This window comes from Friedmanniella luteola (assembly GCF_900105065.1).
In the GTDB taxonomy this organism is placed as follows: domain Bacteria; phylum Actinomycetota; class Actinomycetes; order Propionibacteriales; family Propionibacteriaceae; genus Microlunatus; species Microlunatus luteolus.
Genome location: NZ_LT629749.1, coordinates 526,199 through 550,457, shown reverse-complemented (window position 1 = coordinate 550,457; position 24,259 = coordinate 526,199). Strand labels below are relative to the sequence as shown.

Genomic DNA, 24,259 nt, shown 5'->3' with positions numbered 1-24,259 from the left:
TCAGAGGTAGAGGTGCAGCTCCTGGGCCAGCCGCTCCCGGTCGGCGATCCGGCGCTGCGCGCCCTTGGCGCTGGCGCTGGAGAGCGCCGTCAGCACGTCGATGACCATGGCGACGACGACCGGGGGCGCCAGCGGTGACTCCGGGTGCAGCCGGGCCGAGTCGGACCGGTCGCCCGGGGCGTCGATGACCACGGCCTCGGTCGCGTGCGCGACCAGGGGGGCGTCGGGGGCGTCGGTGATGACGACCAGCGCCCCGCCGGCCCGGACGAACGGTACGGCCGCCTCGACGGTGTAGCGCCGGTAGGGGCTGAAGGAGACCGCGATCATCACGTCGCTGTCGCGGACGTCGGACAGCAGGTCGAGCGGCCGGACGATCGTCCCGTCGACCAGCGTCACCTTGGCCAGCGCGGCGCTCAGCTTGGCGGCGAGCAGCGAGGCGTAGGTGAACGACGTCGCCGCCCCGATGACGAACCGGCGGCGCGAGCCCGTGACCAGGGCGGCTGCGGCCTCCAGGCTGGGGTCCGAAGACGCCCAGGCCAGCCCGGCGGCCAGCTCCGCGCGGTGCGCCTCCAGCAGCCGGTGCTTCAGCTGGGTCGACGCGCGGGGCCGGGCCACCTCGCTCACGCGGCCGCCCCCGCAGGCTCCGGCGCCATCACCAGCTCCGGCGGCCGGCCCGGCTCGGCCACCAGCGTCCCCCGCCGGCCCAGCGGCAGGCTGTGCGCCGCGGGCCCGTGCCCGAACCCCAGCTCCCACACCAGGGGCACGCCCAGGGGCGCCAGCAGCTCCCGGCACAGCGCCTCGATCTCGGGCAGCGGGCTGCACGCCTGCCAGCTGCCCAGGGCGATCCCGACGACGCCGTCGAACCAGCCCGCCCGCAGCAGGCTGGCGAGGTAGCCGTCGATCCGGTAGGTCTCCTCGGTGACGTCCTCCAGCAGGACGATCGTGCCGCGGTGGTCCAGCGGCGGGCGGCGGCGGGCGCCGAGCGTCATGGCCAGCAGCGAGGCGTTGCCGCCGATGAGGGTGCCGGTCGCGGTGCCCGGCACCAGCACCGACGCCGCCCGGGCCGACCACCGTCGGCCCGCCAGGCCCTCGAGCACCGCGGCGCGCAGCGACGCCGTCGCCTCCGCGTCGTCGAGCACGGAGGTGGTGCCGACCATCGGCGTGAACCAGCTGGCCACGCCCAGCTGCTCGCGCAGCCACTCGTGCACGGCCGTCAGGTCGGAGCTGCCGTAGAACGGCTTGGGCCGGGCCGCCCGCATCCGCTGGACGTCCAGCCGGTCGAGCACCCGGACGCTGCCGTAGCCGCCGCGGAGCGCGAAGACGCCGGCGACCGTGGCGTCGCACCAGGCGTCCTCCAGGTCGCGGGCGCGCTGCGCGTCCTCGGCCGCCAGGTAGGGCGCCCGCGGGTGGGACGCCCGGGCGCCGGGGAAGACCACTGGCTCCAGCCCCCAGGAGCGCAGCAGCGCCTCGGCACGGCCGAGCTGCTCGGGCGGGGTGGGGCCGGCGGGGGCCACCAGCGCCACCCGGTCGCCAGGGACCAGCGGGCCGAGGCCGTCGACGCCGGTCACCGGCGGCCCAGCTCCGACGGCACGACCGCGAGCAGGCTGCGCGTGTACGCGTGCTGCGGGTCGAGCAGCACCTGCTCCACCGGTCCGCTCTCCACGATCTGCCCGCGGTGCATGACCAGCACCCGGTCGGCGATGTTCCAGGCCAGCCCCAGGTCGTGGGTGATGACCAGGGCGCCCAGCCCGAGGTCGCGTTTCAACCGGAGCAGCAGGGCGAGGATCTCCCCGCGGACGGACGCGTCCAGGCTGGCGACCGGCTCGTCGGCGACGAGGAAGCCGGGCTCCAGCGCGAGAGCCCCGGCGATGACCACCCGCTGCCGCTGCCCGCCGGACAGCTCCTGCGGGATGGCCCGCAGGTAGCGCTCGGGCGGCAGGAGCTCGGCCTGGGTGAGCGCCGCGCGCACGCGCTGCTCCTCGTCGCCGGGTAGCCGGTGGATCCGGATGCCCTCCGCCACCGCCTCGTAGACGCTGTGCTTGGGGTTGAGCGAGGCGCTCGGGTCCTGCAGGACGAACTGGACCTGCCGCCGGTAGGCCTTGAGCCCGGCCCGGTCGCGCGGCAGCGGCGACCCGGCGTAGCGGACGTCGCCCGCGGTGGCGGGCTGCAGCCCCAGGATGGTCCGGGCCAACGTCGTCTTGCCGGAGCCCGACTGGCCCACCAGGGCCACGACCTCCCCCGCCCCGCAGCTCAGCGAGACGTGGTCGACCGCCCGCACCCGCGTCCCGCGGGCGGAGAAGTCGACGACGAGGTCGTCCACCTCGAGCAGCGGCGCGGCGCCCGCCCCCTCGCCCCCTGAGCCGGGACCCTCGCCCCCTGAGCCCGCCCCCTCGCCCCCTGAGCCCGCCCTCTCGCTCCCTGAGCCCGTCGAAGGGCGGTTCGACGGGCTCACCGGGCGGGAACCTGCGCGCGTGCCCACCTGCAGCCGCGACGCCGGGTCGCCGATCACCGGGAAGGCCGCGGCGAGCTCGCGCGTGTGCTCGTGCTGCGGGTCGGTGACCACCTGCCGCGCCGGGCCCTCCTCGACCACCCGGCCGTGCCGCATCACCACGATCCGCTCGCAGACGGCCGCGAGCACCGCGAGGTCGTGGCTGATCATCACCAGGGTCAGGCCGCGGTCACGGACCAGGCCGGACAGCACGTCCAGCACCTGGGCCTGGACGACGACGTCGAGCGCCGTCGTCGGCTCGTCGGCGACGATGACGTCGGGGTCGCAGGCCAGGGCCATCGCGATCATCACCCGCTGCTTCTGGCCGCCCGACAGCTCGTGCGGGTAGGACCGCGCGCGGCCGGCGGGCAGGTCCACCAGGGCCAGCAGCTCGGCCACCCGGGCCGTCGTCGCGGCGTCGTCGGCCGCCGCGCCGGTCCGGTGCAGCTCGAGCGCCTCGGCGATCTGCTTCCCGACCGGCCGGACCGGGTTGAGCGAGTGCATCGCGCCCTGGAAGACGATGGCCGCCTCGGTCCAGCGGACGGCCCGCAGCCGTCCCCAGCGCATCGTGACCAGGTCCTCGCCGCCGATCTCGACCGACCCCTCCAGCCGCGCCGAGCGGGGCAGCAGCCGCAGCGCCGACAGCGCCAGCGTCGACTTCCCGCAGCCCGACTCCCCCGCGATCCCGACGGTGCCGCCGCGGGGCACGGCCAGGCTGACCCCGTCCACGGCGACCACCGGCTCGGTGTCCCCCAGCCGAGGGGCGTAGGAGATCCGGACGTCGCGCCACGCCAGCGCGGGCGGCCCTTCGACGGGCTCAGGGAGCGGGGGGACGGGCTCAGGGAGCGGGGGGACGGGCTCGGGGGACATCAGCGACCTCGCAGGGTGGGGTTGACCACGGCCTCCAGGGCCCGGCCGACGAGGGTGAACGAGAGCACGACGACGACGATGGCCAGGCCCGGCGGCAGCACGAACCACCAGAAGCCGGCCGTCGCCGCCCCGGTGTCGAGCGCCGTCTTGAGCATCGAGCCCCACGAGATGGTCGTCGGGTCGCCGAGGCCGAGGAACGAGAGCGTCGACTCCGCGATCACGGCCGAGCCGACCGTCAGCGTGGTGTTGGCCAGCACCAGCGGCAGCACCGCCGGCAGCACGTGCTTGCCGAGGATGTGCACGTCGCCGGCGCCGAGCGCCCGCGACCGCTCGATGTAGTCGCGCGCCTCGATGCTCAGCGTCTGCGAGCGGACGATGCGCGCGGTCGCGGCCCAGCTGGTCACCCCGATGGCGATGATGATCGTCCAGACGCCGCGGCTCAGCACCGAGGACAGCACGATGGCGAGCACCAGGCCGGGGATGACGAGGAAGAAGTCGATCACCCGCATGATCACGGCCTGCGCCCAGCCGGTGAAGTGGCCGGCGGCCATCCCCACCACGGTGCCGATGACCATGGACACCGCCGTGGCCGCGAAGCCGACCAGCAGCGAGATCCGCGAGCCCCACAGCAGCAGGGCGACGACGTCGCGGCCGGCCGGGTCGGTGCCCAGCCAGTGCGCAGCCGACGGCGGCTCGTTCTGCGCCGCGGTCAGCCGGGTGACGTCGAGGGTCTCGCGCGGGATCAGCACCGGCGTCAGCAGGGCCAGCAGGATCACGGCGAGCAGCAGGGCCAGGCCGACGACGCCGGACCGGTTCGCCGCGAACTCCCGCACCACCTCGGCGGCCTGGGCCCGTCGGCGCGCGGCGGCCGCGCTGCCCGCCCGCGCCGGCGACGCGGTGCTCATGCCGCCCTCAGCCGCGGGTCGAGCACCCGGTAGACGAGGTCGGCCACGAAGTTCATGACGATGACGATCGAGGAGAAGACGACGAAGGTGCCCTGCAGCAGCGGCAGGTCGGGGGCGCTGAGGCCCTGGAAGGTCAGGTAGCCGAGACCCGGCCAGGAGAAGACCGTCTCCACCGTCACCGCCCCGCCGACCAGCCCGCCGAGGGTGAGGAAGACGAGGGTGACGGTGGGCAGCAGCGCGTTCGGGACGGCGTGCCGGGTGCGGACCCTGTCCTCGGTCAGCCCCTTCGCCCGCGCCGTCGTCAGGTAGTCGGCCGTCATCTCCTCCAGCACCGAGGCGCGCATGACCATCAGGTACTGCGCGTAGACGACCGCGACGATGGTCAGCACCGGCAGCACCATGTGCCAGGCGACGTCGAGGGCCAGGGCGGGACCGGTCGCGTCGGTGCCGGGCGACATCATGCCGCCGGCGGGGAACAGCCGCAGCCCGCCGGCGAAGACCAGGAGCAGCAGCAGACCCAGCCAGAACGTCGGCACCGACCAGAAGGTGAGGGCCAGCCCCGTCTGCACCTTGTCGAACCAGCTGCCCCGCTTCCACGCGGCCAGCTGGCCGAGCCACAGGCCGAGCACGATGGAGATGACCGCCGCCGTGCCGGTGAGCAGCAGCGTCGGCCCCAGCCGGTCGAGGATCAGGCCCGCGACGGGCTGGTTGTAGACGTAGGAGTAGCCGAGGTCGCCGGTGAAGAGGTCCCGGACGTAGCGCAGGAACTGGACCGGCAGCGGCTGGTCGAGGCCGAACTGCACCCGCAGCCGCTCGACCTCCTCGGCGCTCACCCGCCGGCCGCGCGTGAGGTTGATGGCCGGGTCGGAGCCGGGCAGGATCCGGAACGAGAAGAAGCCGAGCACCACGACCATGGCCAGGCTGACCAGCGCCCCGCCCGCCTTGAGCAGGAGGTAGCGGCCCAGCGTCGAGCCGGCCGGCGCCTCCTGCTCGGCGACCAGCGCCTCGTCAGCGCCGAGCAGCGTCACGACTCACTCACGGTCGGCGGCGGAGGAGCGGCGGCGCAGGCCGAGCACCACGCCTAGGGCGGCCAGCACGACGACGGCGAGGCCGACGGGCAGCACCCAGCCGGGCAGGCCGTCGGACGCGCCGCCGGCCGGGTCGGTGTCGGCCGCAGTCACCGGCGCCGCGTCGTAGAAGCCCCAGTAGCCGTTCTGGCCGGTGATCACGCCGCCCTCCGTGGGCTGCTTGGTGAACCCGGCGAAGCGGTCGCTGCGGTAGGCCTCGAGGCTGTCGGCGTAGTAGAGGACGTCGTTGACGGCGGCCTCGTGGATCATCGTGAAGGCCTCCTTGACCAGCTCGGCGCGCTTGGCCGGGTCCAGCTCGGCGTGCTGGGCGTCGTAGAGCTCGTCGAACGCCGGGTCGCACCAGTTGGACTCGCTCGTGGAGCCCGAGCCGTCGGCGTTCGGCCGGCTGTCGCAGCGGTTGATCGAGAGCTGGAAGTCCGGGTCGGGACCGATGCCCCAGCCGGTGAAGTACAGGTCGTACCTGCCCAGCGTCGAGTCGTCGTTCACCTGGTTCGGGGTGACCATCGAGACCTCGACGTCGATGCCGACGTCCCGCAGCCACGGCTGGATGAACTCGGCCAGCTGCTGGTGCGTCGGGTCGGAGTTGCGCCCCATCAGCCGCAGCTTCAGCGGCTTGCCCGACTTGTCGGTGCGGACCCCGTCGGCGCCCTTGGCGTAGCCGGCGTCGTCGAGCATCTGGTTGGCCTGGGCGGGGTCGAAGGTGCGCTCGGTGGCGCCCGGCGCGAAGCCGAAGTAGGCCGGGTAGACGCTCGGCACCTCGGTCTGGCCGGGTCGGCCGAGCCCCTGCAGGACCCGGTCCAGCAGCGTCTTGTTGTCGATGGCGGTCATGATCGCCTCGCGCAGCGCCTTGTCCTGCAGCGCCGGGTTGCCGTTGCCCAGCGGCTTGCCGTCGGCGTCGACGGCGCCCGGGTTGATGGCCATCGCCTGGTAGCGGCGGCCGGCGCCGGAGTTGGTGGTGATGCCCTGCTGGCCGTCGAGCGACTGGAACTGGGCCGGGGTGAGGCCGCTGACGACGTCGACCTCGCTCGTGCGCAGCGCCTGGACGGCCGCGTCGGTGCTCTTGTAGCTGACGTAGGTGAGGCCGCTGATCTTGGGCGCCCCCCGCCAGAAGTTGGGGTTGGCCTTCAGCTCGACGCTCTGGCTCTGCGCGTAGGAGGTGATGACGAAGGGCCCGGAGCCCACGGTGTCGGTGTCGTTCGCGTAGGTCGCGGCGTCGACGTCGGCCCACACGTGCTCGGGCACGATCGGCAGCTCGGCCCCCGGGTTGGCGGCCTGCGGGGAGTTCAGCGTCATCACCAGGGTCTGCGGGTCGGACGCGGTGACCTTCGCGACGTTCGTGACCAGACCGCCGTTCGCCTGCTGGAGCGCCTCCTCGTCCTTCACCGCGTCGAAGGTCCAGACGGCGTCCTCGGCGGTCAGCGGCTCACCGTCGGACCACTTCCGGTCCGCCGGGATGGTGAAGGTCCAGGTCTTGCCGTCGGGCGAGGTCTGCCACTCCGAGGCCAGGCCGGGCACGACCTCGTTGTCGGTGCCGTACTGCACCAGGCTCTCGTACTGGAAGCGCAGGATGCCGGTGCTCGAGGCGAGGATGGCCAGGAACGGGTTCAGCGTGTCGATGTCGCTGGTCAGGGCGACCTTCAGGTCGCCGGCGGCGGCCGCCGCCGGCGTCGGGGCCGCCACCGACAGACCCAGCGGGAGGGTCAGCCCGAGGGCCGCGACCGCCCCGGTCAGCCGTCGCAGCGCGCGCCGGCGCTCGCGTCCAGGTGCTGTCCGATCGACCATCTGCGCGCCCCTCACGTCCCGCGCACGACCCGGGCGGACCGCGCGACTGCTCTGGCCTCCGGCAGAGATACGTAACTCAAAGCATCGCTGCCTCGACGTCTCGCGCACCGGAACTGCGTCCGACCCTCGCACACGGACGCGTGGAAGGGAAGGATGATCACCACATCGACACGCGGTCGTGCGTGGACTCCGCGCCACGCCGTCAGCCATGCTGAGGCTCCTTGTGTTACGTATCTGTTTCGACGACCTGCTCGTATCCCGAACCGAGGTGCCCGTGACCCCACCCCCGTCGCCTGGCGGACCCGCCGAGCCGGAGGTCGTCACGCTGCTGCGGACGATGATCGGCTTCGACACCACGAACTGGGGGCGCGGCCGCAGCCGCGGTGAGGTGGACCTGGCGCGGTGGGTCGCCGACCAGCTCGGCTCCGTCGGCTTCGAGCCGCGGCTGCTCGCCCGGCCCGACGCGCCGGAGCGGGCCAACGTCGTGCTGCGGGTCCCCGGCACCGACCCCGACCTCGCCGGACTGGTGGTGCACGCCCACCTCGACGTGGTGCCCGCCGAGCCGGCCGACTGGTCGGTCGACCCCTTCGCGGGGGTGGTCGCCGACGGGTTCGTCTGGGGCCGGGGGGCGGCGGACATGAAGGACATGGCCGCAGCCACGCTGGCGACGCTGCTGCACTGGGGGCGCACCGGCACGCGGCCGCGGCGCGACGTGGTGGTCGCCTTCGTGGCTGACGAGGAGGACCGCGGCGAGCTGGGCGCGGAGTGGCTCGTGGACGCCCACCCCGGCCTGTTCGCGGGCACGGCGGCCGCCATCGGGGAGTCGGGCGGGGAGTTCCGCGCGCTGCGGGCGGCCGGCGCCGACCCGGTGACCCCCGCCGTCCGCTGCTACGCCGTCGCGGCCGGCGAGCGCGGCACCATGCACCTCCGGCTCACCGCCACCGGCACGGCTGGGCACGCGTCCCGGCCGGGGGCCGACAACCCGGTGGTCGTGCTGCTCGACGCGCTGCACCGGCTGGCGCACCACCGGTGGCCGCTGCACCTGGCCCCCGTCGTCCGGTCCCAGCTGGCGACGCTCGCCGCGGCGCTGGGCGTCGAGGTCGACCTCGACAGCGACGCCGGGGTCGAGGCGGCGCTCGCGCTGCTGGGCGACGCCGCCGACCCGGCCCGCTGGACCAGCCGGGCGTCGACGACGCCGACGGTGCTCGAGGCCGGCTACAAGGTCAACGTCATCCCGGGCTCGGCGACCGCCGAGGTCGACGTCCGCTGCCCGCCCGGCTACGACGAGGCCCTGCTCGCGGCCCTGCCCGCGCTGCTCGGCGAGGGGGTCGAGCACACGTTCACCTCGTTCCAGCGCCCCGTCGAGGCGCCGGTGGACGGAGCCTGGTTCGCCGCCATCCGCGACGCCGTCCTGCGCGCGGACCCCGGGGCGACCGTCGTCCCCACCTGCATGGCGGGCGGCACCGACGCCAAGGCCTTCGCCCGGCTGGGCCTGCACTGCTACGGCTTCGCACCGCTCGGGGAGGACCCGGACGGCCGGCGGGCGACGGGCGTGCACGGCGTCGACGAGCGGGTCCCGGTGGCGTCGCTGGTGTGGGGCGCCGCCGTGCTGGCCGACCTGCTCACCACGATCTGAGCCCGGCCTACCCCCCGACGGCCGCGCGCAGCTGCTGCCCGACCGTCCGCATCGCCGCGAGCACGGCGTCGCGGACGTCGACGTGCTCGGGCCAGGTCGCGAGCACGGCGTAGGCCAGGGTCGCGTCCGGTCCCGCGACCACGCCGACGTCACCGCGGGCGATCGAGATGGTGCCGGTCTTGTTGACCAGGGTCACGCCGCGGTCGGGCTCGCCGTGGGCCAGCGGGTCGAGGTCGAACGCGGAGGCCACCATCGACAGGTCGGCTCCGGCGGCCAGCCAGCGGAGCACCTGCGCGGAGACGGCGGGCGCCACCCCCGTCCCGGCGTGCAGGGCGTGCAGCAGCCCCGACAGCTCTCCCGCGGTGCCGACCGAGAGCGTCGGCGGGTCCTGCGGCGTGCGGCGGAGCCGGACCCGGTCGAGCAGCGTCGAGCGGGTGCAGCCGAGCGCGACGGCCCGGGCCTGCACCGCCGTCAGGCCGACGCGGCGGAGCAGCACGTTGGTCGCCAGGTTGTCGCTGAAGGCGCCGACGAGGACCGCGAGGTCGCGGACACCCAGCGTCCGCCGGTCCATCAGGTACCAGAGGCCCGAGTCGGCGACGTGCTCCTCCTCGGTCCAGGTCAGCGGCTCCTCCGGGTCCAGCGACCCGTCGGCGAGCCGGGCCGCCACCTCGACCAGCAGGAAGACCTTGCCGATGCTCGCCGTCAGCTGCAGCTGGTCGGGGTGGACGGCGGCGAGCACGGCGCCCGTGCCGCCGTCGCGCACGGCCACCGACCAGCGGGCGGCGGCGGGCAGGTCCGGCAGCGTCCAGGGCACGGGGACGGGCACGGGGCGGCTCCGGGTTCTTCGACGGGGCGGTGGGCGGGTCCACGGTAGTGGTCCGCGCCGACCGGACCGGGGTTACGCTCACCGGGTCCCTCCGACCTCGGGTAGGCGCCATGGCTCCGACGACCGTCACCACGATCGTCCTCGTGCTCTTCGGCCTCGGCCTGCTCGCCATGGCCAGCTGGGCCTGGTTCGGCTCCTGGCAGCCGGTGGTCCGGCGGGCGCCGCAGCCCCTCGAGGACGACGCGGTCGAGACGGCCGTCCGGCAGATGCGCCGCGCGATCGAGGAGTACGAGCGCCGGCACCGGGGCCGCTGACCCCGCCGCCGCCCGCCGACGGCGGCAGGCGCAGGCTGGGAGCATGACTGATCTCCCCACCCGCACGCTCGGCACCGGCGACGCCGCGCTCGCCGTCTCCGCCCTCGGCCTCGGCTGCATGGGCATGTCCGAGTTCTACCTGGACGTGGGTCCGCGCGGAGCACGGAACAGCACGGCCGACGCGTCCGAGGCCGTCGCGACGATCCACCGCGCCCTCGACCTCGGCGTCAGCTTCCTCGACACCGCCGACATGTACGGCCCGTTCACCAACGAGCAGCTGGTCGGCCGGGCCATCGCCGAGCGCCGGGACGAGGTGGTGCTGGCCACCAAGTTCGGCAACGTCCGCGACGCCGACGACCCCAGCAGGCGCTGGGTCGACGGCAGCCCCGCCTACGTCCGCTCCGCGTGCGACGCCAGCCTGCAGCGGCTCGGCGTCGACCACATCGACCTCTACTACCAGCACCGCGTCGACAAGACCGTGCCGATCGAGGAGACGGTCGGGGCGATGGCCGAGCTCGTCACCGCCGGCAAGGTGCGCCACCTGGGCCTCAGCGAGGCCGGCGTCGACACCATCCGCCGCGCCCACGCGGTGCACCCGATCACGGCCCTGCAGACCGAGTACTCGCTGTGGACCCGGCACGTCGAGGACGCGATCCTCCCCGCCCTGCGCGAGCTCGGCATCGGCCTGGTGCCCTACTCCCCGCTCGGCCGCGGCTTCCTGACCGGGACCATCACCTCCACCGACAGCCTCGACCCGTCCGACTTCAGGCGGCACAACCCGCGCTTCCAGGGCGAGGCCCTCGACGCGAACCTGGCCATCGTCGAGGCCGTCCGCGCCGTCGCCCAGCGCAAGGGGGCGACGCCCGGGCAGCTGGCGCTGGCCTGGGTGCTGGCCCAGGGCGACGACGTCGTCCCCATCCCCGGCACCAAGCGGGTCCGCTACCTCGAGGAGAACGTCGGGGCCGCGACCGTCGAGCTGACCGCCGACGACCTCGCCGAGCTCGACCGCGCGGTACCCGCCGCGGTCGGCGAGCGCTACCCGGACATGAGCACCATCGACGCCTGATCCGGGCGGTCCCGGACCCTCCGTCCCCGTGGCAGGGGTGTCCGGGCGCGCGTCCCGGGGGGACCGGAGGTAGGAATCGTGAGGCTGTGGTCTTAGGCTCCGCTCAGACTGCCGACGGGACTCCCGGCAGCCCAGTCCCTCACCGGGGTCCCGGAAACGGAATGCCATGTCCCCCCGACGCGTGCGACCCCGGGCCCTGCTGGCCTGCGGGGCCGCTCTGCTGCTGGCCCCGCTGACCCTGGCCGGGGTGCCGACGGCCTCGGCCGCCCCCACCCGCGGCACCGAGCCGTACCAGGTCACCCCGCTCACCGGGACGATCCGGGACAGCAAGCTCAAGGGCGCTCTCGACCGGTCGTCGGTGGAGCGCCAGAGCGTGTTCGTCCAGCTCGCCGGTCCCGGAGCCGCCTCCGTGGCCGACCGGACCCTCAAGTCCGCCTCCCGCGCGCCGCGGACGGCGGCCCGGACGGCCACCCGCGACCGGCGCGCCGACGTCGCCCGCGACGCCGACCAGGTGCTGGCCGCCGCCCGGCGCTCCGACCCGCAGGTGCGCAAGCTCTTCGCCGTCTCCAACGCCGTCCCCGGCCTGGGCATGGTCGCCGACCTCGACACGCTGAAGGCGCTCGCGGAGCGCGACGACGTCGTCGCGATCACCCCGATCGTGCCCAAGAAGGTGTCGAACGCGAGCACCAGCCAGCTCACCCGGGCGGTGAACACCTGGAAGAGCCCGGGTGTCACCGGCAAGGGCGTCAAGATCGGCATCATCGACACCGGCATCGACTACACCCACGCCGACTTCGGCGGCGCCGGGACCGTCAGCGCCTACGACAAGGCCCTGAAGAGCCAGGGCACCTTCGCCGGGACCGCCAAGGTCGTCGGCGGCGCCGACTTCGTGGGCGACGACTACAACGCCGACCCGGCCGCGGAGGCCTACCAGCCCGTCCCCTCACCGGACCGGAACCCGCTGGACTGCAACGAGCACGGCACCCACGTGGCGGGCACCGCGGCCGGCTACGGCGTCAACGCCGACGGTTCCACCTACCGGGGCAGCTACACCACCCTCGACCGCAGCAAGCTGTACGGCATGCGGATCGGCCCGGGCATGGCGCCCCAGGCCTCCCTCTACGCGCTGAAGGTCTTCGGCTGCGAGGGCTCGACCGACGCCGTCATCCCCGCCCTGGACTGGGCGCTCGACCCGAACGGGGACGGCGACTTCGCCGACCACCTCGACATCGTCAACCTGTCGCTGGGCAGCGACTTCTCGGCGGCCGACGACCCGGAGAACGCCGTGGTCGACGTGCTGGCGAAGAACGGCGTGCTGCCGGTGATGGCCGCCGGCAACGCCGGTGACCTGACCGACGCCGCGGGCTCCCCGGGCAACGCGGTCCGCTCGCTCGCCGTCGCCAGCTCGGTCGACGAGCTGCAGCTCCGGGACGGCCTCCGGGTCACCGCCCCCACGGACCTCGCGGGCGTGGTCGCCAGCCAGTTCTCCGTCGCCTACCCGTGGGCCGACAAGGCGCCCGTCTCGGGCCAGGTCGTGGCCCTGTCCACCGCCAACGCCGACGGCTGCGCCCCGCTGGGCACCGCGGACGCCGCCAAGGTCGACGGCAAGGTGGCCTGGCTCGAGTGGGACGACGACGACGCCACCCGGCTCTGCGGCTCCGCTGCGCGGGCCGCCAACGTCGCCGCCGCCGGCGCCGTCGGGGCCATCTACACCGCGGGCGTCGACGTGTTCGACGCCGGCATCACGGGCAGCCCGACCATCCCCGTCGTCCAGCTGCCCAAGGCGGGGACGGACCGGCTGCGGCCGGCCGTGACCGCCGGCACCCTGGCCGTCACCTTCGACGGGTCGCTCCGCGGGACCATCAAGAGCATCACGCCCGCGATCACCGACACGCTCTCCTCGTTCAGCTCGCGCGGCGGCCACGGCCAGCCGGGCGTCGTCAAGCCCGACGTCACCGCCCCCGGCGACACCATCACCTCCGCGGGCATGGGCACCGGGAACGACCAGCTGACCATCTCCGGCACCTCGATGGCCTCCCCGGCCACCGCCGGGATCGCCGCCCTCGTGCGGGCGGCCCACCCCTCCTGGAACGTCGAGCGGGTGAAGGCCGCGGTGATGAACACCGCCGGTCACGACGTCTACACCGAGCCGAGCCGGAAGGGCCTGAGGTACGGGCCGGCCCGGGTCGGCGCCGGCCGCGTCGACGCGCTCGCCGCCGTCAAGACCGAGGTGCTGGCCTACACGCTGGGCCGTGGCGCGGTCAGCGCCTCCTTCGGCGTCGTCGCCGTGCCGGCCGACAAGGCGAAGGTCACCAGGACCCAGCAGGTCCGCATCCGCAACAACGCGAAGAAGACCACCACGGCCACGGTGGCCTACCAGCCGGTCGTCACCCAGCCGGGCGTCAGCTACAAGGCCAGCAAGTCCAAGGTGACGATCAAGGCCGGCCGGTACGTCGACGTCACGGTCACCATGACGGTGACGACGGCGAAGCTGCGGCACACCCTCGACCCGACGATGGCCGAGACGCAGACCGACGCCTTCTTCGTCGGGCCGGACGACGAGCCGCTCGAGCGGGCGCGGCAGTACGTGTCGGACGCGTCCGGCCGGCTGCTCGTCACGCCCGCCGGGAAGACGGCCCTCCGGGTGCCGGTGTACGGGGCGGCCAAGCCCGCCTCGACCACCCACGCCGACGACACCACGCCGGGCGGCACCCCCACCCTGGTCGTCAAGGGCACCGGGTTCGCCCAGGGCGGCGGGTCGACGGCCTTCGAGTCGAAGCTGTCGGTGCTGACGCTGGGCTACAACAGCCCTCGGCAGCCGAAGTGCGGCGGCGTCCAGGCGGCCGGCTGCGCGGCGACCTACGCGACCAAGGCCGGTGACCTGCACTACGTCGGCGCCGGCGCCGTCGCGGGCGACAACGGGAGCAAGGCCGACGGCGCGCTCTGGTTCGGGCTCAGCACGTGGGGCAACATGTCCACGATCGGGCACTACAACACCCCGTTCGTCGACATCGACACCACCGGTGACGGCAAGGCCGACTTCGAGACCATCGTGCAGGCCGAGACCGACACGGACATCTACAACGCCCTCACCTTCGACCTGCGCAAGGACCCCGACGAGCAGCTGGTGGACGTCCAGCCGCTCAACTTCGGCGACGGGGACTTCGAGACCAACGTCTTCGACACCAACACGCTCCTGATCCCGGTCTCCGCGGCCGCGATCGGCGTCACCGACGCGGCGTCGACCTTCCCCATCACCTACCGGGTGGGGACGTTCAACTACTACGCCTCGCCGCTCACGGAGAACATCCAGGACCAGACGCCCGCCGTCGCCTTCGACGTCGTCAACCCGGGCGTCCAGGTCGACGGCATCGTGTACCCGGATGTGGCGGGGACGAAGATCCCCTACCGCACCGCCGCGGCCGGGCCGCTCCCCCGGGCGCTCATCCTCCACCTGCACGGGGTGGACGGCACCCGGGCGGAGGCGCAGACGCTGCACGCGACGCCCGCCGGCTGACCCGGAGCAGCACGCACGACCACGAGCCCGGTCGACCTCACGAGGTCGGCCGGGCTCGGCCGTCTCCCGGCCGGCTCAGGCCAGGTCGGGGTTCTCCGCGACCAGGGCGTCCAGGTCGGCCAGCCGGTCGAGGCTGCTGATCGAGCGCATCATCCGGTGGTTGCGGGCGAACAGCTCCCGGTTGCGGTGCAGGAACATCCAGTAGCCCGCGGTGAAGGGGCACGCCTTCTCCCCCAGCCGCTGCCTCGGGTCGTAGACGCAGTCGCGGCAGTGGTCGCTCATCTTGTTGATGTAGTTGCCGCCCCCGGCGTAGGGCTTGGTCGCCAGCACCCCGCCGTCGGCGTGCTGGGACATGCCGATGACGTTCGGCACCATCACCCAGTCGTAGCCGTCGACGAACGAGCGGTGGAACCAGTCCGTCATCTGCTGCGGGCTCCAGCCCTGCAGCAGCGCGTAGTTGGAGAGCACCATCAGCCGCGGGATGTGGTGCGCCCAGGCGTCCTCCCGGACGCCGGTGAGGGCCGAGCTGAGGCAGGCGGCCTCGGTACCGGCGGGGTCGAGGTCGACGAACCAGGCGGGCACGTCCCGCTCGGCCCCGAGCGCGTTGCGGTCGCGGTAGTCCTCGCCCAGGTACCAGTACAGGTGCCAGATGTAGTCGCGCCACCCGATCACCTGCCGGACGAAGCCCTCGACGGCGTTGATCGGGGCCTCCCCGGACCGGTAGGCCTCGACGGCGGCGTCGACCTCCTCCAGCGGGTCGAGCAGCCCGAGGTTGACCGGCGCCGACAGCATCGAGTGGGACATCCAGCGGTCGCCCGCGAGGATCGCGTCCTCGTAGCGGCCGAAGGTGGCCAGCCGGTTCTGCACGAAGTCGTCGAGGGCGTTCAGCGCCTCGGCGCGGGTGACCGCGAACCGCCGGGGCCCGTCCTGCCCGACGAAGCGGACGCCCTCCCGCTCCAGCCGGTCCAGGTCCTCGCGGACCTGCGCGTCGATCTCGTCCTCGACCGGCCACGACGGCTCGGGCAGCCCCAGCGTCGGCGTCCTCGGCGGGGGCTCGCGGTTGTCGGCGTCGAAGTTCCACCGCCCGCCGACCGGGTCACGACCCTCCATCAGCACGTCCAGCCGCATCCGGGAGTCCCGGTAGAAGTCCTCCATCAGCAGCCGGCGACCCTGCCGGGCGTCGGCCCAGGCGGTGAAGTCGGCCCGGGAGGTGGCGTAGCCGCGGGCGGGCAGCCGGAGGACGTCCCGCTCCTCGGCCAGCCGGTCGACGAGGTGCAACGCCGCCCAGGACGTCGGCTGGACGACGTCGAGCGGCTCGTCGACCTGGGCCAGACCCTCGCGGTACGTGTCGGTCACCAGGTAGAGGGCCTGGTCCCCCAGCTCAGCGGCCCGGTGCCGCAGGGCGGAGAGCACCAGGTGCGCCTTCTGCCGGTGGAACGCCCGACGGCGGAGCACGCCGTGGGCCTCGATCATCAGCACCGGCTGCGCCGGGTCGTCGAGGAAGGCGGGACCCAGCTGGTCCCCGAACAGCCAACGGCGGCGCATGGGCCCGACGGTACCCGGCCCTTCGACAGGCGCAGGGCGGCGGCGACAGGCTCAGGGCGCGGTGGCCGGGCCCAGCGCGCGGTGGCCGGGCCCGGCGCGCGGTGGCCGGGCCCGGCACGGTCACCGGCTGAAGAGGCTCCCGGTGACGGTGGTGACGAAGTTGCGGAGGGAGTCCGGCAGGTCCCGCAGGTGCCAGCCCGCGGGACCGTGGTACCAGGACAGGTCGGTGGCGTCCGCGTCGTCGTCGTCGTCGGCCGAGACCAGGGCGTCCAGCCACCGGTCGCGGCCGCCCAGCACGATCGTGTACGGCAGCACCTGCGAGATCTCGTCCAGCTCCCGCCCCGGGGGCAGCTGACTGGTCGGCTGGCTCATCAGGTCCGAGCGCAGCGCGCCCAGCCCGCCCAGCAGCGCCGTGCCCTTGGCGGTCCGGCTCGGCATCTCCTGCGCGACGAACACCAGGCCGAGGGCCAGCACGACGAGCGCCAGCCCGATGAGGCCGAAGGTCGTGAAGGCGGCCAGCAGGACGGTGACGACGACGGCCGCGATCAGCGCGGACAGCGCCAGCTGCGTCCAGCGGTTGCGGATGGCGTCGGGCCGCCGCTCGAACCAGCCGTTGGCCACGACCTCGTCGTAGAGCTTGTCCTGCACGTCGCCGACGGAGGCCTGGACGCGCTCGGCCACCTGGGAGACGAGGACGTTGCCGCCGGCCGGCGCGATGCCGTCCAGCAGGCTCCGCTCGAACGGCTTGAGCTCGTCCGCGCCGGAGAGCCGGGTGAGGTCCCAGTCGGTGCGGCCGAACTCGGTCTCCCGCGGCAGCTCGGTGATCAGCAGGTGCCCGCGGACGGCGAGGTCGACCAGGGTCGCGGTGATGTCGATGGGGTCGACGCGCTCGTCGGCGACCGTGCCGATGTGGCCGGGGCGGATGTCGTCGACGACGCGGAACTCGCTCTGCCCGGCGGCGACCGGGGCGAACTCGGCGACCCGGCCGACCTCGCCGGACGCCGTGCGCTGGTCGGACCCCCGGCGGCGGTGCACCAGCAGGAGGGCCAGCCCGCCCAGCACGAGCAGACCGAGGGCGAGGCCCAGCGGGAGCGGGTCGGCGGAGAAGGCGCGGCCGACGGTCCAGCGGCGGTCGACGACCTCGTTGGCGGTCAGGGCGCCCGCCGGGAAGCCGATGTCGACGACGACCACCTCGCCCTGACCGCGGGGCCCGTCGCGGAAGGTCGGGACCCGGGCGTTCTCGGTGCCCGCGGAGGCGACCTCGCAGGGCACCGTCGAGTTGGGCGGGCCCGCGGTGCACTTGACGTAGCTGAAGGCGCCGGGGATCTGCACGGTGCCCTCGAACTGGTCGACGCTGACGCTCAACCCCTGCAGCAGGGGCCAGCGCAACGCCGTCTCGCCGCCCTCGAGGTTCACCACGGCACCGGTGACGGTGTAGCCGAGGGTCACCTCCGAGGCCCCGCCGGTGGGCAGCGTCACGGTCGTGAAGCGCCCGTCGACCTCGACGGCCGGCGTGGCCGGGTCGCCGCCGGCCGTCCCGGTGACCGCCGACACCTCCTGCACGTACTGCCGGTCGCCGACGAGGTTCTCGCGGGTCTCGAGCTGCTGCTCCAGCTCGGCGGGGGCTGCGCCGCTGAAGGTGATCGTCTCGGTGACCACCAGGGTCCCGTCCTTCGCCAGCGACCCGTCGACCACGACGCGGGAGGCCGCGCCCTCCGCGGAGGCAGGGACAGCCAGCGGCCCGGCCCACAGGCCGGTGGCCACCGCGCAGGCGGCGAGGAGCGACCCGACGCGGCGGCGGGTGGGCGTCGTCGATGCAGAGTGAGCGGGCACGGAGACACCCTCCCATCCCCGGCCGGCCGCGCGGGGGTGGCCGGGGCTGTTTCGCGCCTCCGATCGCCCGGGCCGCGATCCGCCACGCCCGTCCGCTCCCCCGCCCCGACGCCCCGGCCCCCGGTTAGGCTCACCCCCGTGAGCCAGCGACCTTGGGGACCCCCGCCGCCCGGCAACGCCCCCGGGCGGGCCCCGGCCGGGCGGAACCCGTACGGCTACAACCCGTACGGGCAGGCGCCCCAGGGCTGGGGCGGGCAGCGCGGCCCCGCGACGAACCCGTACGGCCGGCCGGGGCTGCAGCCCTACGGCCAGCCGCCGCGTGGCCCCGCACCTCGCGGGCGCAGCCCGATCCGGGCGCTGCTGATGACCGGGGTCGTCCTCGGCCTGCTCATGGTGGCGGCCCTGGCGGTGTCGAACGTGGCCGACGGCGGCACGTCCGACACGGCCTACCAGAACGACAACTACCAGGTGCCGCCGCCGGACACGAGCCCGCCGGCCCTGCCGCAGCCCGAGACCTACGACGAGGCCGAGCAGCTGCTGGTCGCCAACCCGTTCTACCGGCAGGCCACCCCCACGCCGGTCCGCTGCGACGCCGACCCGATCGACGTCGGCGACGCCAGCGACAGCGAGCTGGAGGAGCACTTCTCGGGTCTGATGGAGTGCCTGGTCCGGGTCTGGCAGCCGCCAGTGGAGGGTGCCCGGTTCCAGATCGTCCGGCCGACCGTCACCGTCTACGGCGAGGAGATCACCACCCGCTGCGGCAAGAGCGGGGTGAACGCCTTCTACTGCGGCGCCGACCAGCAGGTCTACTACAGCAACCTGCTCGACGACGCCGTCCCCGTGGTGGCGACCGACAAGTGGGGCGCCGACGTCGTCATGGCCCACGAGTTCGGGCACGCCCTGCAGGCGCGGACCGCCATCCTCATCTCGTCGCAGGCGCTCGGCCAGCAGGCCGGTGACGAGTCGACCGAGCTGGGGCTCTCCCGGCGCCTGGAGGTCCAGGCGGACTGCCTCTCGGGCATGTTCCTGCGGTCGGTGTCCGGCTCCTTGCGGATCGAGCAGTCCGACGTCCGGGGCATCCTCGACGTCTACCGGGCCGTCGGCGACGACTCGGTCAGCGGCGACGCGGACATCGTCGGCAACCACGGCCTGGCCCGCTCGCGCGAGTACTGGGGCCAGACCGGCCTCAACAGCGGTGACGTCAGCGCCTGCAACACCTACACGGCCAAGTCGAACCTGGTCCGCTGAGCGGGGGGGGGCACCCGGGCTGCGGTGACCGAGCGGGGCGGCTGGTGCGGCCGGTCAGGCGCGGTGGACGACGGCGGTGGCGATGGCGGCGACGCCCTCGCCGCGGCCGGTCAGGCCCAGCCCGTCGGTGGTGGTGCCGGCGACCGAGACGGGCGCGCCGACGGCCTCGCCCAGCACCTGCTCGGCCTCCTGCCGGCGCGGGCCCAGCTTCGGCCGGTTGCCGACCAGCTGGACCGCCACCGAGCCGATCTCGTAGCCGGCGGCGCGCACCCGCTGCGCGGTCTCGGTGAGGAAGTCGACGCCCGGGGCACCCGACCAGCGCGGGTCGGACGTGCCGTAGTTGCTGCCCAGGTCGCCGAGCCCGGCGGCGCTGAGCAGCGCGTCGCAGGCGGCGTGGGCGACGACGTCGCCGTCGGAGTGGCCCTCGGGGCCCGACGGCTCGTCGACGAACAGAAGCCCCGCGACCGTCATCGGACGGCCCGGAGCGAGGCGGTGCACGTCGACCCCGATGCCGGTGCGGATCTGCATCAGCAGACCCGCACGCGGCACGGCGCTCGACGGGTGGAGATCAGGACGCGAGGACCTCGTCCAGCAGGATCTCGGCCTTGTCCTCCGGGACGCGCTCGGCCAGCGCGAGCTCGGAGGTGAGGATCTGACGGGCCTTGGCCAGCATGCGCTTCTCACCGGCGGAGAGGCCACGCTCGCGCTCACGACGCCAGAGGTCACGGACGACCTCGGCGACCTTCATGACGTTGCCCGAGTGCAGCTTCTCGAGGTTCGCCTTGTACCGACGCGACCAGTTGGTCGGCTCCTCGGTGTGCGGGGCGCGGAGCACGCCGAACACCTTCTCGAGGCCGTCCGCGTCCACGACGTCACGGACCCCGACGAGGTCCAGGTTGCAGGCCGGGACCCGGACGATCAGGTCGGTCTGCCCTACGATGCGGAGGACGAGGTAGAGCCTGTCCTCACCTTTGATCTGACGGGTTTCGATGTCCTCGATCACGGCAGCCCCATGATTTGGGTAGACCACCGTCTCACCGACTGTGAAGGTCATATTGTTCGGTACCCCTTTCGCGACCTCAAGTTTAGCACGCTCTCAGGTTCGCAAAAGAGGCGTTTGCGCTAGCCAGAGGCCGGTCGCGGCCCACATCGACGCTTGACAAAACCTCGATGCGTGTGCAGCGGGTGTGGCGTGGGACACGCGGGGGGACCCCGGACGGTGAGCCGGTGCAGCGACCTCGGGCGACTGGATAGGCTGCGGGCAGTGTCCAGCAGAGCAAGGTGTCATCTCAGGCAGGCGGGAGTCGACCTCGTGTCACAAGACAGGCGTCCGGCAGGACGTGCAAGGGGCCGTGGCGCCCGCGCCCTGATGGCGACGGTGCTCTCGCTCGGCCTCCTCGGGTCCGCGGCGGGTTGCGGCTTCGACGCGCAGACGTCGCAGCCCTACACACCCGCCGACGGCACCAACCTCGACGTCGGGGCCGACAACCAGCTGAAGATCCGCAACCTCGTGGTGGTCTCCCGCACCGAGGGCGAGGCGTTCATCAGCGCCTCGATCCTCAGCGGCGGGGGCGACACGCTGACCGCGGTCGCCGTCGTCCCGTCCCCGCTGTCGGGTTCCCCCGCCCCGGCCGTCACCGCGGAGGTCCCGGCCCCGGTCGAGCTGCCCGCCGGCCGGCTGGTCGTGCTCACGAACGGACCCCTGATCACGGTGTCCGCCCCCGCGCTGGTCGCGGGCGGCGCCGCGTCGGTGACGATGGAGTTCGAGGGCTCCGGCCCGGTCGCGCTCAACTGCCCGATCGTCGACGGCACCCTGCCGGAGTGGCGCTCGATCGGCACGTCGGCCAGCCCCTCGCCCTCGACGGGCATCAGCATCACCCCGAGCGCCGAACCGCAGACCCCGATCCCCAGCCCGGAGGCCAGCGGCAGCGCGAGTCCCGGGCCGAGCCCCAGCCCCAGCGAGACCGGCTAGCCGCCGCACCTCCCGCGCCGGCGGCCCGTCCGGCGCGGGAGCCCGCAGGGGACCCAGTGGCGCTCAGCCGTAGGTCTCGCGGTCGCTGAAGAGGCTGCTGACCGACTCCCCCGCGTGGATCCGGTGCACCGCCTCCGCGAACAGCGGGGCGACGGAGCGGACGACGATGGTGGGCAGCTGCTTCTCCGGGGGCAGCGGCACCGTGTTGGTGGTCACGATCTCGACGATGTCGGGCTCCTGCTTGAGCCGCTCGATGGCCGGCCCGGTGAACAGCCCGTGCGTGCAGGCGATGGAGAACTGCAGGGCGCCCTCCTGGCGCAGCACCCGGAGCAGCTCGACGATGGAGCCGCCGGTGGCGATCTCGTCGTCCAGCACGATGACGTCCTTGCCCCGCACGTCGCCGACGATCCGGTCGATGACGACGCGGTCGTCGCTCGTGCGCTGCTTGGAGCCGGCCGCGACGGGCAGGCCGAGGTTCCGGGCGAACTCGGTGGCCACCTTGGCGTTGCCGAGGTCCGGGGAGACGACGACGGTGTTGCTGAGGTCCTGCCGGCGGAAGTGGGCGGCCAGCTCCAGCACGGCGCTGAGGTGGTCGACGGGCACGGAGAAGAAGCCGTGCACCTGGGGGGCGTGCAGCGCCATCGTCAGCACCCGGGTGGCCCCGGCCGTCTCGAGCATGTCGGCGACCAGCCGGGCGCCGATGGAGATGCGCGGGGCGTCCTTCTTGTCCGAGCGCGCGTAGGCGAAGTGCGGGACCACCGCGGTGATGTGGGCCGCCGACGCCCCGCGGGCCGCGTCCAGCATCAGCAGGAGCTCCATGAGGTTCTCCTGAACGGGCGGCACCAGCGGCTGGACGACGTAGACGTCACGCTGGCGGCAGTTGTCGCGCAGCTGCACCTGGAGGCAGTCGTTGCTGAACCGCGTCGTCCGCGTCTGGGAGAGGGGCACGTCCAGGATGGAGCACATCTCCCGGGCGAACTCGTGATGGGCGGAGCCCGAGAAGACGGTGATGTCGCCGGTCACCGGGCCACCCTAACCCCGGGCGACCGGGGCCCCGCCGCGGCTGTCGGCGCCCGGACGGGCCCGCCGTCGGGCCCGTCCGGCGCGGGGTTCAGCCCTCGAACTTGTAGCCGAGCCCGCGGACGGTCACCAGGTAGCGCGGGTTGGCCGGGTCGGCCTCCAGCTTGCTGCGCAGCCGCTTGACGTGCACGTCGAGGGTCTTGGTGTCCCCGACGTAGTCGGCCCCCCAGATCCGGTCGATCAGCTGGCCGCGGGTCATCACGCGGCCCGCGTTGCGGAGCAGCATCTCGAGCAGCTCGAACTCCTTGAGCGCCAGCTTCACCCGGTCACCGTTCACGGAGACCTCGTGCCGCTCGACGTCCATCCGGACCCCGGCCGACTCGACGACGTCCGGCACCAGCTCGACGTCGGTCCCCCGCCGCAGCACGGCGCGGATCCGGGCCACCAGCTCGCGGTGGCTGAACGGCTTGGTGACGTAGTCGTCGGCGCCCAGCTCCAGGCCCACGACCTTGTCGATCTCGGAGTCCCGGGCGGTGACCATGATGACCGGCACGGGGCCGCGCAGCCGCAGCTGGCGGCAGACCTCGGTCCCCGGCAGACCGGGCATCATCAGGTCCAGGAGCACGATGTCGGCTCCGGCCCGGTCGTACTCGGCCAGCCCGGCCGTGCCGTCGGCGGCCTCGATCACGTCGAAGCCCTCCTTGCGCAGCATGTAGGCGAGGGCCTCGCGGTAGGACTCCTCGTCCTCGACGACGAGCACACGGGTCATCGGTCCTCCTGTCCTGGGGTCTGCCGGCCCCCGGCCGGCAGGGCGGTGACGGTCGCCGCGACCTCGTCGGGCGGCGTCGGGGTCCCGGCACCGTTGAGGTGCGCGGGGATCTTGATGGTGAAGGTCGAGCCGGCCCCGGGCCGGCTCCAGACCGAGACGTCGCCGCCGTGGGTGGCGGCGATGTGCTTGACGATCGACAGGCCCAGCCCGGTGCCGCCGTTGGCCCGGCTGCGGGCGTAGTCGACGCGGTAGAAGCGCTCGAAGATCCGGTCGACCTCGGAGGCGGGGATGCCGATGCCGTTGTCGGACACGGTGATCTCGATGTAGTCGTCGTCGCTCTGCGCCTGCACGTGGGCGGCGACGACCACGCGGGCCCCCGGGTCGGAGTAGACCACCGCGTTCTCGACCAGGTTGCCGACGGCGACGCTGAGCTGGCGGGCGTCGCCCAGGACCTGCGTGCCGGTGGCGCCGGCGACGGCCAGGGTGACCTGGTGCTGCTCGGCGTCCACGCGGCAGCGGTCCACGGCGTCGACCAGCACGTCGTCGATGTCCACGACCTCGGCGTCGCGGAGCGGGTCGTCGGCCTGCAGCCGGGACAGCTCGATGATCTGCGCGACCAGGTCGTTCAGCCGCGCCGACTCCACGCCCATCCGCCCGGCGAAGCGGCGGACGGCGACCGGGTCCTCGGCCGCGTCCTCGACCGCCTCGGCCAGCAGCGAGATCGCCCCGATCGGGGTCTTGAGCTCGTGGCTGACGTTCGCGACGAAGTCGCGCCGGGTCTGCTCGGTCCGCCGGGCCGTCGTCTGGTCGTCGGCCAGGATGAGGATGTGCTGGTCGGCCAGCGGAGCCACCCGCGCCGTCAGGAAAGTGGAGGCGGCCCGCGGCCCGCGGGACACCTCGAGGTCGGTCGTCCGGATCACCCGGTCGCGCCGCACGGCCCGGACCATCTCCAGGAGCTGCGGCAGGGCGACCCGGCTGCCGCGCGCCAGCCCCAGGTTCCGGGCGGTGCTGGTGGCCTCGAGGACCTCGTCGTGCGGCCCGACGACGACGCCGGAGGAGCGCAGCACGCTCAGCACCTCGGACACCCCGTCGGGCAGCGGGGGCGTGGCGGACTCGAGGTCGTCCGGCTCGACCGGGGTGCGGTCACGCCGGGTCCAGCGGGTCACGAGCACCCCGAGCAGGACCCCGACGACGAGGGCCGCCAGAGCGGCCAGGGTCGGGTTCACAGGTTGATCGTAGGGCCGCCCCCCGGATGCTCCCGACCGTTCACCGGCCCGTCGCGCGGCGCGGCGTGGACCGTTCCCGCCCTGTTCACCCCGCGTTCACCGCCCCCACCGCTCCCTGTACTGCCCGGGCATAGGGTTGCCACGACTTGATGAT

Annotated in this window: 20 protein-coding genes; 6 read left to right on the top strand and 14 right to left on the bottom strand. The window is 73.8% G+C overall.

Translation table 11 applies throughout. From position 1 onward, the window contains the following. Genes BLT72_RS02590 through BLT72_RS02565 form a run of 6 tightly spaced genes read right to left on the bottom strand, consistent with a single transcriptional unit; the run spans position 1 to position 7,133 of the window. Positions 1 to 624 (bottom strand): MurR/RpiR family transcriptional regulator, encoded by a 624-nt coding sequence (locus BLT72_RS02590; protein WP_157720251.1) that lies wholly within the window; start codon positions 622 to 624, stop codon positions 1 to 3. Next, the gene (locus tag BLT72_RS02585; RefSeq protein WP_197677176.1) at positions 621 to 1,568 is read right to left on the bottom strand and encodes a S66 peptidase family protein; all 948 of its coding nucleotides are present in this window, start codon (positions 1,566 to 1,568) and stop codon (positions 621 to 623) included. Before BLT72_RS02585 ends, BLT72_RS02590 begins: the two co-directional genes overlap by 4 nt. Next, positions 1,565 to 3,358: an ATP-binding cassette domain-containing protein gene (locus BLT72_RS02580; RefSeq protein ID WP_091409748.1), complete on the bottom strand. Its 1,794-nt coding sequence runs from the start codon at positions 3,356 to 3,358 to the stop codon at positions 1,565 to 1,567. Before BLT72_RS02580 ends, BLT72_RS02585 begins: the two co-directional genes overlap by 4 nt. Beyond that, positions 3,358 to 4,263 (bottom strand): ABC transporter permease, encoded by a 906-nt coding sequence (locus BLT72_RS02575; RefSeq protein ID WP_091409744.1) that lies wholly within the window; start codon positions 4,261 to 4,263, stop codon positions 3,358 to 3,360. The genes BLT72_RS02580 and BLT72_RS02575 overlap by 1 nt, the downstream gene beginning before the upstream one ends. After that, the gene (locus BLT72_RS02570; protein WP_231930281.1) at positions 4,260 to 5,291 is read right to left on the bottom strand and encodes an ABC transporter permease; all 1,032 of its coding nucleotides are present in this window, start codon (positions 5,289 to 5,291) and stop codon (positions 4,260 to 4,262) included. Before BLT72_RS02570 ends, BLT72_RS02575 begins: the two co-directional genes overlap by 4 nt. A gap of 3 nt (positions 5,292 to 5,294) precedes the next feature. Next, entirely contained in the window at positions 5,295 to 7,133 is a 1,839-nt protein-coding gene (locus BLT72_RS02565; RefSeq protein WP_157720249.1) for an ABC transporter substrate-binding protein, read from the bottom strand. 274 nt (positions 7,134 to 7,407) lie between these two features. On the opposite strand from BLT72_RS02565, the gene BLT72_RS02560 reads away from it, so the two are divergent. Next, positions 7,408 to 8,769, top strand: a complete 1,362-nt coding sequence (locus BLT72_RS02560) for a M20/M25/M40 family metallo-hydrolase (RefSeq protein ID WP_231930280.1) — start codon at positions 7,408 to 7,410, stop codon at positions 8,767 to 8,769. Positions 8,770 to 8,776: 7 nt separating this feature from the next. Here BLT72_RS02560 and BLT72_RS02555 read toward each other — a convergent pair whose 3' ends face one another. Continuing rightward, positions 8,777 to 9,595, bottom strand: coding sequence for a serine hydrolase (locus BLT72_RS02555; protein ID WP_197677175.1), 819 nt, complete (start codon positions 9,593 to 9,595; stop codon positions 8,777 to 8,779). Positions 9,596 to 9,705: 110 nt separating this feature from the next. Between BLT72_RS02555 and BLT72_RS02550 the strand changes: the two genes are divergently transcribed. From BLT72_RS02550 to BLT72_RS02540, 3 genes are all read left to right on the top strand, one after another. Beyond that, entirely contained in the window at positions 9,706 to 9,909 is a 204-nt protein-coding gene (locus BLT72_RS02550) for a hypothetical protein (RefSeq protein ID WP_091409734.1), read from the top strand. A 43-nt stretch (positions 9,910 to 9,952) separates the two neighbouring features. Next, entirely contained in the window at positions 9,953 to 10,975 is a 1,023-nt protein-coding gene (locus BLT72_RS02545) for an aldo/keto reductase (protein ID WP_091409731.1), read from the top strand. Positions 10,976 to 11,141: 166 nt separating this feature from the next. Further along, positions 11,142 to 14,492: a S8 family peptidase gene (locus BLT72_RS02540; protein WP_091409727.1), complete on the top strand. Its 3,351-nt coding sequence runs from the start codon at positions 11,142 to 11,144 to the stop codon at positions 14,490 to 14,492. A gap of 75 nt (positions 14,493 to 14,567) precedes the next feature. Here BLT72_RS02540 and BLT72_RS02535 read toward each other — a convergent pair whose 3' ends face one another. Together BLT72_RS02535 and BLT72_RS02530 are read right to left on the bottom strand one after the other, a co-directional pair. Next, positions 14,568 to 16,037 carry a cryptochrome/photolyase family protein gene (locus BLT72_RS02535; protein ID WP_091409723.1) on the bottom strand — a complete coding sequence of 490 codons (1,470 nt, stop codon included), beginning with the start codon at positions 16,035 to 16,037 and terminating at the stop codon, positions 14,568 to 14,570. Between the two features lie 120 nt (positions 16,038 to 16,157). After that, positions 16,158 to 17,870 carry a DUF2207 family protein gene (locus BLT72_RS02530; RefSeq protein ID WP_091409720.1) on the bottom strand — a complete coding sequence of 571 codons (1,713 nt, stop codon included), beginning with the start codon at positions 17,868 to 17,870 and terminating at the stop codon, positions 16,158 to 16,160. Positions 17,871 to 18,008: 138 nt separating this feature from the next. Between BLT72_RS02530 and BLT72_RS02525 the strand changes: the two genes are divergently transcribed. Continuing rightward, entirely contained in the window at positions 18,009 to 19,118 is a 1,110-nt protein-coding gene (locus BLT72_RS02525) for a neutral zinc metallopeptidase (protein ID WP_091409715.1), read from the top strand. A 54-nt stretch (positions 19,119 to 19,172) separates the two neighbouring features. Here BLT72_RS02525 and ispF read toward each other — a convergent pair whose 3' ends face one another. Then, positions 19,173 to 19,646 (bottom strand): 2-C-methyl-D-erythritol 2,4-cyclodiphosphate synthase, encoded by a 474-nt coding sequence (ispF, locus tag BLT72_RS02520; protein ID WP_091416508.1) that lies wholly within the window; start codon positions 19,644 to 19,646, stop codon positions 19,173 to 19,175. A 40-nt stretch (positions 19,647 to 19,686) separates the two neighbouring features. Further along, positions 19,687 to 20,172, bottom strand: a complete 486-nt coding sequence (locus BLT72_RS02515) for a CarD family transcriptional regulator (RefSeq protein WP_091409713.1) — start codon at positions 20,170 to 20,172, stop codon at positions 19,687 to 19,689. Positions 20,173 to 20,487: 315 nt separating this feature from the next. On the opposite strand from BLT72_RS02515, the gene BLT72_RS02510 reads away from it, so the two are divergent. Beyond that, on the top strand, positions 20,488 to 21,090 hold the full coding sequence (locus tag BLT72_RS02510; RefSeq protein ID WP_091409710.1) for a hypothetical protein: 603 nt from the start codon (positions 20,488 to 20,490) through the stop codon (positions 21,088 to 21,090). 63 nt (positions 21,091 to 21,153) lie between these two features. Here the strand turns inward: BLT72_RS02510 and BLT72_RS02505 are convergent, their stop codons facing one another. From BLT72_RS02505 to BLT72_RS02495, 3 genes are all read right to left on the bottom strand, one after another. Further along, positions 21,154 to 22,113, bottom strand: coding sequence for a ribose-phosphate diphosphokinase (locus BLT72_RS02505; protein WP_091409707.1), 960 nt, complete (start codon positions 22,111 to 22,113; stop codon positions 21,154 to 21,156). Positions 22,114 to 22,201: 88 nt separating this feature from the next. Next, positions 22,202 to 22,879 carry a response regulator transcription factor gene (locus BLT72_RS02500; protein ID WP_091409705.1) on the bottom strand — a complete coding sequence of 226 codons (678 nt, stop codon included), beginning with the start codon at positions 22,877 to 22,879 and terminating at the stop codon, positions 22,202 to 22,204. Next, a complete protein-coding gene (locus BLT72_RS02495) occupies positions 22,876 to 24,105 on the bottom strand; it encodes a sensor histidine kinase (protein WP_091409702.1) in 1,230 nt (409 codons plus the stop codon). The genes BLT72_RS02500 and BLT72_RS02495 overlap by 4 nt, the downstream gene beginning before the upstream one ends. Positions 24,106 to 24,259: the final 154 nt, after the last annotated feature.

Bases quoted from the DNA above. Each gene is read 5' to 3' on its own strand.
- BLT72_RS02580 (WP_091409748.1), bottom strand. From the start codon at position 3,358: ATGTCCCCCGAGCCCGTCCCCCCGCTCCCTGAGCCCGTCCCCCCGCTC.
- BLT72_RS02575 (WP_091409744.1), bottom strand. From the start codon at position 4,263: ATGAGCACCGCGTCGCCGGCGCGGGCGGGCAGCGCGGCCGCCGCGCGC.
- BLT72_RS02565 (WP_157720249.1), bottom strand. From the start codon at position 7,133: ATGGTCGATCGGACAGCACCTGGACGCGAGCGCCGGCGCGCGCTGCGA.
- BLT72_RS02550 (WP_091409734.1), top strand. From the start codon at position 9,706: ATGGCTCCGACGACCGTCACCACGATCGTCCTCGTGCTCTTCGGCCTC.
- BLT72_RS02545 (WP_091409731.1), top strand. From the start codon at position 9,953: ATGACTGATCTCCCCACCCGCACGCTCGGCACCGGCGACGCCGCGCTC.
- BLT72_RS02540 (WP_091409727.1), top strand. From the start codon at position 11,142: ATGTCCCCCCGACGCGTGCGACCCCGGGCCCTGCTGGCCTGCGGGGCC.
- BLT72_RS02535 (WP_091409723.1), bottom strand. From the start codon at position 16,037: ATGCGCCGCCGTTGGCTGTTCGGGGACCAGCTGGGTCCCGCCTTCCTC.
- ispF (WP_091416508.1), bottom strand. From the start codon at position 19,646: ATGCAGATCCGCACCGGCATCGGGGTCGACGTGCACCGCCTCGCTCCG.
- BLT72_RS02515 (WP_091409713.1), bottom strand. From the start codon at position 20,172: ATGACCTTCACAGTCGGTGAGACGGTGGTCTACCCAAATCATGGGGCT.
- BLT72_RS02510 (WP_091409710.1), top strand. From the start codon at position 20,488: ATGGCGACGGTGCTCTCGCTCGGCCTCCTCGGGTCCGCGGCGGGTTGC.
- BLT72_RS02500 (WP_091409705.1), bottom strand. From the start codon at position 22,879: ATGACCCGTGTGCTCGTCGTCGAGGACGAGGAGTCCTACCGCGAGGCC.